This is a genomic window from Stenotrophomonas sp. WED208, from assembly GCF_040984485.1.
GTDB lineage: Bacteria > Pseudomonadota > Gammaproteobacteria > Xanthomonadales > Xanthomonadaceae > Stenotrophomonas > Stenotrophomonas riyadhensis.
Window position 1 is genome coordinate 1,946,847 of the sequence record NZ_JAZARB010000001.1, and the last position, 12,317, is coordinate 1,959,163.

The window sequence follows — 12,317 nt, forward strand, 5'->3', positions numbered from 1 at the left end:
GCGGTTACTGCGTCAGAAGCGGTAGCGGCCCTGCACGTAGAAGGTGCGCGGCGCAGCCACCATGCGCCCGGCGTTGCCATCGACGTTGCGGGTGTACCAGCGCTTGTCGGCCAGGTTGTTGACCCCCAGCGCGATCTCGCTGTCGCCCAGCCCGGGCACCTGCCAGGCCACCTGCGCGTTCCACAGGCGCACGCCCGGCACGCGGCCCACGCGCGCGTCGGCGGTCTCGGCCCAGGTGTTGGCCGCATCGGAGAACTGGCCGCTCTGGTGGGTGCTGGAGACATTGAAGGTCCAGCCGGCCAGTGCATAGCGTGCGCCGACGCTGTCGGTGTCGCGCGAGTAGAACGGCACGTCCAGGCCACGGTTGTCGCCGGACTGCTGGATCGCCTTGGTCCAGGTGTAGTTGGCGTACAGCTCCAACCCGGCCAGCGCACTGTCCTCGGCGAAGTGGTACTCCAGCGCGCTCTCCACGCCCTTGTGGTCGGTGGCGCCGATGTTCTGGAAGGTTGGCGGGGTGATGCCCGGCACCTGCAGGATCTGGTTGTCGAAGCGCATCTTGAACACGGTCACTTCCGCGCGCAGGGCACCGTCCTGCCAGCGTGCGCCGAGTTCGGTGGTCTTGGCCACTTCCGGGTTCAGCGGGTTGCTGGCGGTCTGCGAATTGAGCTGGATGTTCTGCACCGGGCCGAACGAGGTGGTGTAGTTGCCGAACACGGTCAGCTGCGGGGTCAGCAGGTAGGCGATGTTGAGCGAGGGCAGCGCCTTGTCGTTGCGGCTGCTGAAGGTCGCCGTGCCACCCGCCTGGCGGCGGTCCATGTCGATCCACTCCATGCGCACGCCCGGGGTGATCCGCCACTGGCCGATCGCGATGCGGTCGTCGATGTAGAAGGCGTGTGCGTCGGTGGCGTTGTCGAAGCGGGTGGTGGCGCTGGCCGCGCCGGTGCGGCGGGTGACGGTGTAGCTGCGGTCGTTGCCGCGCTCGCGCAGGAACCGGTAGCCGGCGGTGATGTCATGCACCGTGCTGCCCCAGTGCAGGCGCTGGGTATAGCGCGGCTCGATGCCGAGCACGCGGTAGTCGCGCGGCTGCACGGTCAGCTGGGTATTGGCGGCGTTGATCAGCGAGCTGGCACGGCTGCTTTCGTTGTAATAGGCCAGCACCTCGAACTCGCTGTTGGCCGACAGGGTGTTGGTGTAGCCCAGGTCGATGCCGGTGCGGTGGCCCTTCCAGAAGTCGGTGGGGCGGGTGTTCTGGAACGGGTCGGCCTCGTACTGGGCGCGGGTCAGGCCGCCCGGCGTCAGCGAGCGCACATCGTAGTAGGAGAGCTTGGCGCGCAGTTCCTGCTGCTCGTCGATGGCGTAGGCGAACTTCAGCGCGAGGTCGTTGAAACGGTCATCGCTGCCCTGGCGCCAGCCGCGGCCGTCCTGGCCGGAGTACAGCAGGGCCGCGCCCAGGCCGTTGTCGCCGGTGCCGCCGAGGAAGGCGTTGTACTGGGTGTTGTCACCGCCGCCATGGTCGTAGGCGGTGTAGCGCACGCCGGCCTCACCGTGCAGGCCGGCACCGGTGGGAATGGCGCGGGTACTGAAGTTGATGATGCCGCCCACGTTCTGCGGGCCGTAGCGCACCGCGCCGCCGCCGCGCACCACGTCGATCGATTCGATGTTGGACAGGCTGGTCGGTGCGAACGACAGCTGCGGCTGGCCATACGGCGCCACCGCCAGCGGTACGCCGTCCAGCAGCACGGTCGAGCGCGGCGAGTAGCGCCCGGTCAGGCCGCGCACGCCGATGTTCAGCGACACCGAGCTGCCGGCGGTACCGGAGTTGTCGGTGACCTGCACGCCGGGGATGCGGCGCATGGCATCGCCGATGCTGGCCGCGCCGCTGGCTTCGATGCGCTGACGGTCCACCACGGTGCGCGCGCCAGCGAAGCTCTTCACGCTGTCGTGCAGGCCGGTGCCCAGCCAGCTGCCGGAGACCTGGATGCTGTCCAGCGTGGTGGCACTGTCCTGGGCGAAGGCGCTGGCAGCCGGGAGCAGGCACAGGGCGAGGGTGGCGGCCAGGGGCAGGCGGGCCGGTCGGAGGGCGTTGATGGGCATCGGTGCAGGTTGTGGAAGGTCGTAAATGAGAATTATTGCTGATTCCATTCGCCAATGGAATGCGTCTCCGGGTCATGCCGATGGCGCGGTGGTAGAGTGAGCGATTGCTTCCTGACTCGCTGAGATCTGCCATGTCCCAAGCCGCCTTCTACCCCGTCGGAACCCCTGGCCAGCCGTGGGGAGCGGCGGAACGGGAGGTGTGGCGTGGCCGCCAGCAGCGCCTGCGTCGCTACGACGAGGAGGTGCTGCCGCGCATCGAAGCGCTGGCATCGCGCTTTGACAAGGTGGCCTATGGCCAGCTCGATTACGCGGGCGAGACCTACACCCTGTTCGCCCTGCGCAGCCGCGACTGGAACCCGGCGCTGCCGGCCGCGCTGGTCACCGGTGGCGTGCACGGCTACGAGACCAGCGGCGTGATGGGCGCGCTGGAGTTCCTCGAAAAGCACGCTGCTGACTATGCCGGCAAGGCCAACCTGCTGGTGGCGCCGTGCGTGAATCCGTGGGGCTTCGAGCGCATCAACCGCTGGAACTTCGATGCGATCGACCCGAACCGCAACTTCCGCGTCGATGGCCCGGCCCGTGAGTCGACCGCGTTGATCGAGCTGATCACACCGATCAAGGGCCAGTTCGTGCTGCACATCGACCTGCACGAAACCACCGACAGCGACGAGAGCGAGTTCCGCCCGGCGCTGGCGGCGCGCGACGGCAAGCCGTTCGAGCCGGGCCTGATTCCGGATGGCTTCTATCTGGTGGACGACAGCGAGAACCCGCAGGCGGCCTTCCAGCAGGCAGTGATCGCCGCGGTGGAGAAGGTCACCCACATCGCGCCGGCCGACGACAAGGGCGAGATCATCGGTTCGCCGGTGGTGGCCCATGGCGTGATCGAGTACCCGCTGGTGAAGCTGGGCCTGTGCGCCGGCATTACCGGGGCGAAGTACACCACCACCACCGAAGTCTACCCGGACAGCCCGCGCGCAACCCCGGAGCAGTGCAACGACGCACAGGTGGCGGCGGTGTGCTCGGCGCTGGATTACGCGCTCGCCCATCGTTGACCGGTAGTGCCGGCCGCTGGCCGGCAACTGAAAAAGGGGACGGAGGGGATTAAGTCGTTTGTGGCACAAACGACTTAATCCCCTCCGTCCCCTTCTTCGGTTCACCCCAACGCGTCGGCCCACCATAGTGCGGCCGGTCCGGGAGGCGTGTCGCGGCGCCACAGCAGGTCGCTGTGGATGCGCCGTGGCCAGCCGGGCAGTACCAGTTCCACCAGCCGCCCGCGGTCATAGCGCTGCACCAGCGCCCGCGGCAGTTCGGCCCAGCCGATGCCGTCCTCGGCCATTTCCATCACCATCAGGTAGTCGGTGGCGGTCCAGGCCAGGCCGGTGACCACGCGCGCCTGGTCGACTTCGGCGCTCAAGCGTACCTGCCGATGCCGCGCCAGCTGAGCGGCGGCGCGACGGCCAGCGCTGGCGAGCGGATGCTCGCGCGCCACGTACACCGACAGTTCGCTGTGATGCGCCAGCGGCCGTGCCACCAGCCCATCCGGATAGTGCTCCTGCCGTGGCAGCAGGCCCAGCGCGGCGCGTCCGTTGCCCACCAGTTCGAGCACGTCCTCGCCCTCGGCATCCAGCCATTCCAGCTCGATCTCCGGGAACGCCTCGGCAAAGCGCTGCAACACGCGCTGCTCCGGATCGAGCTGATAGACGTCGGAGAACGCCACGGTCAGCCGCGCTTCGACCGGGGCGGCCAGCCGCACGCTCAACTGCTGCAGGCGGGTATCGGCGGCGAGGATTTCCTGGGCATGACCGAGCACCTGGCGCCCGGCCTCGGTCAGCTGCGGGTAGCGGCCGCTGCGGTCGAACAGGCTGACGCCGAGGTCCGCCTCCAGGTGGGCGATGGCGGTGCTGACCGTCGACTGGGTCTTGTGCAGGCGTCGCGCCGCCGCCGAGAACGAGCCCAGCGCCGCGGCTTCTACGAAGGCCTGCAGGGATTCAGGGGAGTAGGGCATTGATCCATCGCTCCTGTCGATGGAATCCATTTTGATACCACCGTAAAAGACGATAATACTGGCTTCCGTCGCCCCCGTCTGCGGGGCGTTCCGGACCCTCCACGCTCGGCGTGGATCCATTGATGAGGCGGCGTGGTCCCCGCCCTGCAAGGAGCTTCACATGTCCCGTACTGTTCCCGCCCGTGGCGCGCTGGTCGCCTGGGCCTGCCTGACCGTGGCGATCGTCGCCGAAGTGGTCGGCACCTCGTTCATGGCCCATGCCGCCCGCGATGGCGGCTGGACCGGTTACCTGATCATGGCCGGCGCGCTGGCGCTGTCCTACTTCTTCCTGGCGCAGTCGGTGCGCCGTATCGCCGTTGGCGTGGCCTATGCGGTCTGGGAGGGCCTCGGCCTGACCCTGCTGACCGTGGTCGGCCTCACCGTCTTTGGTGAAAGCCTGTCGCTGCAGCAGCTGGCCGGCCTGGTGCTGGCGGTGGTCGGCATCGTCTGCGTCACCCTCGGGGAGGCGCACTGATGAATACCCTGGCCCTGTTTTTCGTGATCTGTTCGGCCTTGATCGACGTCGCCGCCAACATGATGGTGGCCAAGTCGGAAGGTTTCCGCCGCTGGCGCTGGGGCGTCGGCGCGATCGTCATGGTCTGGATCGCCTTCGCCCTGCTGGGACAGGCCGTGCGTTACATGGATCTGGCCACGGCCTATGCGATGTGGGGGGCGATCGGCGTGATCGGTACCGCCACCTGCGGCCGCCTGTTGTTCGGCAACCGCCTGCGTCCGATCGGCTGGGTCGGCATCGGTCTGGTCACTGTTGCGGTGCTGCTGCTGAGTACCGCGAAGTGATGCATCGTTGCGCCAACTAAGGTTGGCGCCTACCAGTGCTGAGTCACTGTGCCAACCCAGGTTGGCATCTACCAGTGCTGAGTCGCCGTGCTGGGATGTACCAGAGCGTGAGCCGCCGCAAGCAAGCGCCCCGGGGATGATCTGCCCGGGGCGTTGCTGTTTCTGCAGCACTCAGAAGCGTGCGGTGAAGTTCAGCCGCGTGGTGCGGCCCGGGCCCGGCATCAGGCTCATCGCCAGCGTGTCCATGTAGTAGGTGTTGCGCAGGTTGCTGACCACCAGCTCCACTTCGCTGCGCGGGGTGAACTGCCAGCGTGCGTAGAAGTCATAGATCGCGGTGGGCAGGTAGATGTTCTGCAGGCCGGTCGAGCCGGTGGTGTTCCAGGGCTTGTCCAGTTCGTGGGTGGGGCCGCTGTTGTAGGTGCGGCGGATGCCGGTATCCAGTCGCTTGTCGAACAGGCGGAAGCCCAACGTGCTGTGGATCGAGTACTTCGGCGGGTTCTGTGCATTGACGAACGAGGTGCCGAAGCCGCCGTCCACGCAGTCCGGGGTGGTGTCCAGCTTGCTCCACTTCGCATACGGGTCTTCGCGCAGGCGCTTGGCGGTGGCCGCGTCGCAGGTGCGCGCGCGCTGGTAGTAACTGGCCGACAGGTCCAGGTAGGCGATGCCGGCGTCATAACCGGACTGCAGCTCGTAGCCGGACACCGTGTAGTTGTCGACGTTGTCGACGTAGAACGCCCAGTTGCTGGAATCGAAGCGGCGGGTGATGGCGTTGTCGATATCGTTCTTGAACCAGGCCACCTTGAACGCCAGGCGGTCACCGTCGCGCCACAGGTCCTGCTTGAGCAGGCTGAAGCCGATGTCCCACGAGCGGTTCTTCTCCGGCTTGAGGTCGGCCACCGGCGCCGAGGTGCTGTTGCCCAGCGTCGACTCGAACAGGCTGGGCATCTTCCAGCCCTGCGCGTACTTCACGTAGAAGAACATGTCCTGATCGAGGTTGAAGCGCGCCTCTGCATACGGCGCGAAGCCGTGGCCGGAACGGCGGATCGCCGGCTTGTAGCCCCAGGCGGTGGGAATCTGCTTGGTATAGAAACCGTTGGCGCCGCGCGGATCAGGAATGAAGCCGTCGAAATCGTAGGCCTGGCCCAGCGTGCTGTCGCCATAGGGCGTGGCGCGCAGCGAGTCGTAGGTGTAGTTGCCCTGGGCATCCGGGTACCACTCCTTGTACCAGCCCGGCAGCAGCTGGCCGCCCTTGCTCAGGCGCGCGAAGGTGTAGCGCAGGTCACGCGATTCGCTGACGAAGGCGACGCGGTTGCGGTCGCGGGTGCGGTAGTCGGTGAAGCGGCCGCCCGCGGTCAGCGACAGCCAGTCCCACGGCTGCCATTGCAGCGAGGCGACGGCGCTGGCCTCGCGGCGCGTGCCCGAGCGCAGGTAGCGGTTGTTGTTGAAATCCACCGGCAGCACCGGTGAGTTGGGCGCGGTGTCCTCGTGCTGGAAGGAGGCGCCATAGCGTAGCGTCCAGTCGCCCAGATCATTGCTGAAGCGCGTGGTGTTGCTGCTGTCCACGCCCCAGCGCTGGGTCTTCACGTCCGACTGCAGGCCCGGGCCATAGGTTTCGCCCAGCGTGTCCGGCATCTGGTCGTTGGGCACGTCCTTGAACAGCGGCGTGTTGGCGATGTTGCTGTTGAACATGCGGCTGGTGGCGGTGGTGAACCACAGGGTGCTGCTCAGGTCCAGCCACGGATGTGCCTCGGGTCGGTAGCGGTGGCGCAGCGAGGTGGCGTTGACCCGCATTTTCCCCGGCTCGAACTGGAACATGGTGTTGGCCTTGTCCACGTAGGTCACCCATTCATTGGACTCACCCACGCGTCCGATCGCCGACGGCATGATCTCGCCGAAACTCGAATTGAAGTAGCGATGGCTCAGCTCCAGGCGTTGGTCCGGACTGGGCGTCCAGGTGAATTTCAGCAGTGCGGATTCGTTGTCGGTATGCGTGTTGAGCACTTCATCGCCCGGATGGAAGAGCTTGGACACCGCTTGGCTGGACATGCCGGTACCGCCGCTGGACAGGTGCTGGTTGTCATAGCGATGCTCACCGTTGCTGCCGGCGAAGAAGTTGCCCTGGCGGCGCCGCGCATAGGCCGCGACCAGCTGCCAGTCTTCACCACGCTGGGCGAACGCCACGCTGCCATTCCAGTCGCGCGGGTCGCGCAGGCTGTTGCGGTTGTCGCTGCCGCGCGCGATCTGCTTGAAGGTGCGGGTGCGATCGATGCTGTTGTCGGCCACGCCGCCGCGTACGCGCAGGCCCCAGGCCTGGCCATCATCGAGGATGTCATCGACGTTCAACGTTTCCATGTAGACCACGCCGCCGATCGCGCTGGCGGCATTGGCGGCCAGGCTCGGCCCCTTCTCGATGCTGACCGCACTGATCAGATCGGGGTCGAGATAGCTGCGCTGCTGCACGCCGGCATAGCCGCGATACACGTCGATGGCCTGCTGGCCGCCGTCGATGATCACCGGCACCCGGTTCTGGCCCTGCAGGCCGCGGATGTTGACGTCCAGCGCACCGCCGTTGCGAACGTCAGCGGTGTGCACGCCCACCGCACCGGCCAGCACGTCGCCGATCGACTGGCCGCGGAAGCGTTCCAGCTGCTGGCGGTCCAGGTGCACGCGCGAGCCGCTGTCACGGTAGACCGCATCGGCATCGGCAAGCCCCCACGGCGAAGCACCTTCGCTGGCCTGGCCGGCCACGCGCAGCGTGCCGATCTGACGCACGCCGGCTTCAGCGTCGGGTGCGGCCTGCAGCACCACGCCATTGGCATCACGCTGGAAGGTCAGGCCGGTACCGGCCAGCAGCTGCGCCAACGCGGCATCCGCGCCGAGCGTGGCCTGCACGCCGTTGCTGTGGCGGCCGCGGGTGAGGCGCGCGTCGGCGGCGATGGACAGGCCCGATTGCTGGCCGAATGCGGTCAGGGCCCGGTCGAGCGCGCCAGCCGGGATCTGCCAGCGGATAGTGGCCGCAGTGTCTTGTGCATGGGCGGCCGGCAACAGGCACGGGGAGGCCAGGGCCAGGCACAGCGCGATGGCCAGGGGACGAGGGGAGGGGCAGGGCAGTTTCATGGGGGCGGCAACATCCGCAATGGGTTCCCTTGTAGTGCCCGGTGAGCGCACAAAAAGGGAACCGCGATTTCAAAGCGGACGCACGACGGTCCACCACGGCCAGCGCTGCTCGACACGGATCGGCAGGGCGCGGGCCAGCAGATGCAGTGCCTGGGTGCTGTCCAGGCGTGGCAGTACCGCGGTGACCTTCAATGCGGCGAGCGCCGGATCACAACCGAGATAGCCCTGATGGTGACGGGCCAGCTCATCGATGACACGGATCAAAGGTGTGTCCTGTACCTGCAGGCGTCCGTCCTGCCAGTCACCGCGCAGAGGATCGGCAGCGACCGTTGTGAGCCCGCCCATCGGGCCGATCCGCACCGCGTCTCCCGCAGCCACATCCAGCGCCGCACCGAACATCGGCAGGCAGCGCACCGCGCCCTCGAACACATCCAAGCGGCTGGCCTGCGCCTCACGACCGACGGCGAAGCGGGTGCCGATCGGCTGCAGGCGTGCGCCCGGCACATGCACGGTCAGGGGCAGGCCGGTGAATGCAGGATGGTGGCCGGTCTGCAGCAGCAGTTCGCCACGCAGCAGATGCAGGGCGCGGCGGCCGCTGCCGATGTCGATGGTGACTTCGCTGTCCGCGTTGAGCCACAACTGGCTGCCATCAATCAGCCTCCAGTGCCCGGTGCGCCCGGCAACGGTGCGCTGCGTCTGCAGGCCGCGTTGCGCCTTCAGGCCATGCAGGCCCAGCAGTGAAACCGCGCCGATGCCGAGGGCGCCGCCGAGACTGCGAAGCGCGCGGCGGCGGCGACGTCCGGCAGCATCCAGCGCCGTGGCAGCAGCCGGTGCCGACAGGGGTGCAAAGGACTGCCAGACCGACTCGACCCGGCGCCACGCATCGGCATGACGGGCATCGGCGTGCAGCCATGCGTGCCATCGCTGCTGGTCGCCGTCACTCCAGCCCTGTTGGCGCAGCGCGAACCACGCTGCCGCCTGCTCCAGTGCCGGGCTGGCCAATGCGGCATTCATGCCGTGGCATCGCCGGACAGGCGCAGGCAATGCAGCATCGCCTGCGCCATGTACTTCTTGACCATGCGCTCGGACACGCCCAGCTGTTGGCCGATCTCCGCATAGCCCAATCCGGACAGTCGTGCCAGCAGGAACGCGCGGCGTGGGCGTTCGGCCAGACCGGACAGCATGTCGGCGATGGCGTGCAGCAGTTGCAGTGCCTGCGTGCGTTCTTCCGCCGATGGATGCACTGGCTCCGGTTGCGCGGCCAGTGCGGCCAGGTAGGCACGCTCGAGGTCCGCGCGCTGCCAGTGGTTGACCAGCAGGGCGTGCGCGATGGTGCTGAGATAGGCGCGTGGCACGCGCAGTTCGGACGGATCGACGCGTCGGCTGAGCAGGCGCACGAAGGTGTCCTGGGTCAGGTCGGCAGCGCAGTCGGCGTTGTGGGTGCGGCGGCGCAGCCAGCCCAGCAGCCAGCCATGGTGTTCGCGGTAGAACCCCGCCAGCGCGGTGCTGGAGGCGGCGGGCACGGCCATCGGCATCGATCATTAATGAGAATGATTCCCATTATGGGGTGATCGAGCGGTGTACGACAAACCCTGCGCACGTGGCAGCAGGCCGGAGGCGTGCATTTGCGATGCCCGCCGGGCTCGCCGACACTGCGGTCTTTCCACAAGGAGTGCCCGCATGTTCAGTCACATCACCGTCGGAACGAACGATATGGACGTCGCGCATCGCTTCTACGATGCCCTGTTCATCGCATTGGGCGCCCGTCCGGGTGTCTTCGATGACAAGGGGCGGCTGGTGTACTTCAAGGACGGCCGCATGTTCATCGTCACCGCACCGATCGATGGGCAGCCGGCGTGCCATGCCAACGGCGGCACGATTGGTTTCACCCTCGACAGCGCCGAGGCGGTGCGTGGCTGGCAGGATGCGGGCGTGGCCCATGGTGGCACCGCCATCGAAGACCCGGCCGGCATCCGCACCATGGCCGGGCGCCAGCTGTTCCTGGCCTACCTGCGCGACCCGGATGGCAACAAGCTGTGCGCGGTGCATGTGATGTCTTGAGCACAGCAGCGCGGGGCAGCAGCACGCACCGGTGCGCGCGCGTGATAGCACGGAATCGCCAGCGCGGCCTGCGACCACGGGCCGCAACTTCATGCTCTGTCCACTGCGGTTCAGCCAGAATCGGTCGGCTAACCCTTTGATCTACCGGAGAACGCCGCCCCATGGAAGTACTGGAGCCGCAACAATCCCCGGTGCGCACCCTTCGACCTGTGTTCGCCTTCGCGGCGATCGTTGTCGTGGCGTTCGCGCTGTTTGTCAGCCTGTTCCCGCTCGGTGCGGGCCGCCTTCTGGTCAAGGCGCAGGACTGGGCCGCACTCAATGTCGGCTGGTACTACCTGCTGGCGATGACCCTGTACCTGGTGTTCGTGGTCGGCGTGGCGCTGTCCAAGTACGGTGGCATCAAGCTCGGCGCCGACCATGACGAGCCGGAGTTCAGCTACCTTTCCTGGGCCGGCATGCTGTTCGCCGCCGGCATCAGCATCACCCTGTTCTTCTTCTGCGTCTCCGAACCGCTGACCCATTACCTGCAGCCGCCACAAGGCGATCCGGCCGCGGGCGAGGCCGGCGCGCGCCAGGCCATGCAGCTGCTGTTCCTGCACTGGGGCCTGCATGGCTGGGGCGTGTTCGCACTCGCTGCGATGGCGATGGCCTACTTCGCCTATCGCCACAACCTGCCGCTGGCGCTGCGTTCGGCGCTGTACCCGCTGATCGGCAAGCGCATCAATGGCCCGATCGGCTACACCGTGGACGCACTGGGCATTGTCGCCACCGTGTTCGGCATCGGCGCCGACATGGGCTTCGGCGTGCTGCACCTCAACGCCGGCCTGTCGCACCTGTTCAACATCCCGCACTCCAACCTGGTGCAGATCATCCTGGTGGTCAGCATGATGGGCGCGGCGGTGGCCGTGGCCGTTTCAGGCGTGGAGAAGGGCGTGCGCTGGATGGCCAACATCAACATGCTGCTGGCGATCGCGCTGGTGCTGTTCATGCTGTGCGCCGGCCCCACCCAGTACCTGCTCAGCACGCTGATGCAGAACCTGGGTGACTACCTTGGCAGCGTGGTCGGCAAGAGTTTCGACGTGTACGCCTATGGCGGCCGACCGGAATGGCTGGGCGGCTGGACGGTGTTCTACTGGGCCTGGTGGATCGGCTGGGCGCCGTTCGTCGGCCTGTTCATCGCGCGCATCTCGCGTGGCCGCACCATCCGCGAATTCGTGTTCGGCGTGCTGCTGATTCCACTCGGTTTCACCCTGGCGTGGCTGTCGATCTTCGGCAACAGTGCACTGGACCAGGTGCTGCACCATGGCCAGCAGCAACTGGCGCAACTGGCGGTGGATGATCCACCCACCGTGCTGTATGCCCTGCTGGATGGGTATCCGTGGAGCAAGGCGGTGATCGCGGTGACGGTGTTCGTCAGTTTCATTTTCTTCGTGACATCGGCGGATTCCGGCGCGGTGGTGCTGTCCACGTTGTCCTCGCATGGCGGGGCGCCGGAGGATGATGGTCCGCGTTGGCTGCGCGTGTTCTGGGGCACGGTGATCGCGGTGCTGACCGCTGGGTTGCTGTTGGCCGGCAGCATCGATGCGCTGAAATCGGCAGTGGTGCTGGCCTCGCTGCCGTTCTCGGCGGTGCTGTTGCTGATGATGTGGGGCCTGACCCGCGCTTTCAGTGACGAATCGCACCGCAAGCGCGCGCTGCAGTACCGGCCCTCGCCGCTGATCGGTGACGACCGCCACCACCAGGGCTGGCGCCAGCGCCTGAGCCAGGCCATGCACTTCCCGGTGCGCGACCAGGTCTACCGCTTCATGGACGATACGGTGAAGCCGGCGATGGAAGCGGTGGCCGAACAGCTACGCGGGCAGGGCTGGGACGTGGCGACGCGCTTCGAGGCTGGCGACATGGAGCTGTCGGTGAACCACGGCGAGCAGCAGGACTTCCTGTACCGGGTGATCCTGAGTGGCTACCTGACGCCGTCGTTCGCCGCACAGCAGCTGCGCAACCAGCGCTACTACCGCGCTGAAGTGCACCTGTTCGAAGGCAGCCAGGACTACGACCTGGTCGGCTACAGCCGCAAGCAGATCATCAACGACATCATCAGCCAGTACGAACGGCACCTGCAGTTCCTGCACCTGAGCCGCTGATGCACGACCGCCGGGCATCCCCCCGGCGGTCGGTGGTAGTGCCGGCCGCTGGCCGGCAGCAC

The 12,317-nt window shown here is 67.1% G+C and carries 10 protein-coding genes; 5 read left to right on the forward strand and 5 right to left on the reverse strand.

Translation table 11 applies throughout. The features are described 5' to 3' along the window. Nucleotides 1-12 precede the first annotated feature (12 nt). A complete protein-coding gene (locus VPH47_RS08660) occupies nucleotides 13-2,094 on the reverse strand; it encodes a TonB-dependent receptor family protein (RefSeq protein WP_368850521.1) in 2,082 nt (693 codons plus the stop codon). Between the two features lie 131 nt (nucleotides 2,095-2,225). On the opposite strand from VPH47_RS08660, the gene VPH47_RS08665 reads away from it, so the two are divergent. After that, nucleotides 2,226-3,146 (forward strand): M14 family metallocarboxypeptidase, encoded by a 921-nt coding sequence (locus VPH47_RS08665; RefSeq protein ID WP_368850522.1) that lies wholly within the window; start codon nucleotides 2,226-2,228, stop codon nucleotides 3,144-3,146. Between the two features lie 101 nt (nucleotides 3,147-3,247). Here the strand turns inward: VPH47_RS08665 and VPH47_RS08670 are convergent, their stop codons facing one another. Continuing rightward, nucleotides 3,248-4,099, reverse strand: coding sequence for a LysR family transcriptional regulator (locus VPH47_RS08670; protein ID WP_164161994.1), 852 nt, complete (start codon nucleotides 4,097-4,099; stop codon nucleotides 3,248-3,250). Between the two features lie 160 nt (nucleotides 4,100-4,259). Here VPH47_RS08670 and VPH47_RS08675 point away from each other — a divergent pair, with 160 nt between their 5' ends. Both VPH47_RS08675 and VPH47_RS08680 read left to right on the forward strand, forming a co-directional pair. Then, complete coding sequence (locus tag VPH47_RS08675; RefSeq protein WP_010485170.1) at nucleotides 4,260-4,613, forward strand: SMR family transporter; 354 nt, start codon at nucleotides 4,260-4,262, stop codon at nucleotides 4,611-4,613. Continuing rightward, nucleotides 4,613-4,936, forward strand: a complete 324-nt coding sequence (locus tag VPH47_RS08680; protein WP_110712584.1) for a multidrug efflux SMR transporter — start codon at nucleotides 4,613-4,615, stop codon at nucleotides 4,934-4,936. Before VPH47_RS08675 ends, VPH47_RS08680 begins: the two co-directional genes overlap by 1 nt. A 171-nt stretch (nucleotides 4,937-5,107) precedes the next feature. Here VPH47_RS08680 and VPH47_RS08685 read toward each other — a convergent pair whose 3' ends face one another. The 3 genes from VPH47_RS08685 to VPH47_RS08695 form a co-directional block, all read right to left on the reverse strand. Next, nucleotides 5,108-8,053, reverse strand: a complete 2,946-nt coding sequence (locus tag VPH47_RS08685; protein ID WP_368850523.1) for a TonB-dependent receptor — start codon at nucleotides 8,051-8,053, stop codon at nucleotides 5,108-5,110. Between the two features lie 69 nt (nucleotides 8,054-8,122). After that, nucleotides 8,123-9,067: a FecR domain-containing protein gene (locus VPH47_RS08690; RefSeq protein ID WP_368850524.1), complete on the reverse strand. Its 945-nt coding sequence runs from the start codon at nucleotides 9,065-9,067 to the stop codon at nucleotides 8,123-8,125. Further along, nucleotides 9,064-9,582, reverse strand: coding sequence for a sigma-70 family RNA polymerase sigma factor (locus VPH47_RS08695; RefSeq protein WP_368850525.1), 519 nt, complete (start codon nucleotides 9,580-9,582; stop codon nucleotides 9,064-9,066). Before VPH47_RS08695 ends, VPH47_RS08690 begins: the two co-directional genes overlap by 4 nt. Before the next feature lie 151 nt (nucleotides 9,583-9,733). Between VPH47_RS08695 and VPH47_RS08700 the strand changes: the two genes are divergently transcribed. Both VPH47_RS08700 and betT read left to right on the forward strand, forming a co-directional pair. Continuing rightward, complete coding sequence (locus VPH47_RS08700) at nucleotides 9,734-10,114, forward strand: VOC family protein (protein ID WP_110712580.1); 381 nt, start codon at nucleotides 9,734-9,736, stop codon at nucleotides 10,112-10,114. A 161-nt stretch (nucleotides 10,115-10,275) separates the two neighbouring features. Continuing rightward, nucleotides 10,276-12,255 (forward strand): choline BCCT transporter BetT, encoded by a 1,980-nt coding sequence (betT, locus tag VPH47_RS08705; RefSeq protein ID WP_006450256.1) that lies wholly within the window; start codon nucleotides 10,276-10,278, stop codon nucleotides 12,253-12,255. Nucleotides 12,256-12,317: the final 62 nt, after the last annotated feature.

Bases quoted from the DNA above. Each gene is read 5' to 3' on its own strand.
- VPH47_RS08695 (WP_368850525.1), bottom strand. From the start codon at position 9,582: ATGGCCGTGCCCGCCGCCTCCAGCACCGCGCTGGCGGGGTTCTACCGC.
- VPH47_RS08685 (WP_368850523.1), bottom strand. From the start codon at position 8,053: ATGAAACTGCCCTGCCCCTCCCCTCGTCCCCTGGCCATCGCGCTGTGC.
- betT (WP_006450256.1), top strand. From the start codon at position 10,276: ATGGAAGTACTGGAGCCGCAACAATCCCCGGTGCGCACCCTTCGACCT.
- VPH47_RS08700 (WP_110712580.1), top strand. From the start codon at position 9,734: ATGTTCAGTCACATCACCGTCGGAACGAACGATATGGACGTCGCGCAT.
- VPH47_RS08665 (WP_368850522.1), top strand. From the start codon at position 2,226: ATGTCCCAAGCCGCCTTCTACCCCGTCGGAACCCCTGGCCAGCCGTGG.
- VPH47_RS08675 (WP_010485170.1), top strand. From the start codon at position 4,260: ATGTCCCGTACTGTTCCCGCCCGTGGCGCGCTGGTCGCCTGGGCCTGC.
- VPH47_RS08680 (WP_110712584.1), top strand. From the start codon at position 4,613: ATGAATACCCTGGCCCTGTTTTTCGTGATCTGTTCGGCCTTGATCGAC.
- VPH47_RS08690 (WP_368850524.1), bottom strand. From the start codon at position 9,067: ATGAATGCCGCATTGGCCAGCCCGGCACTGGAGCAGGCGGCAGCGTGG.
- VPH47_RS08660 (WP_368850521.1), bottom strand. From the start codon at position 2,094: ATGCCCATCAACGCCCTCCGACCGGCCCGCCTGCCCCTGGCCGCCACC.
- VPH47_RS08670 (WP_164161994.1), bottom strand. From the start codon at position 4,099: ATGCCCTACTCCCCTGAATCCCTGCAGGCCTTCGTAGAAGCCGCGGCG.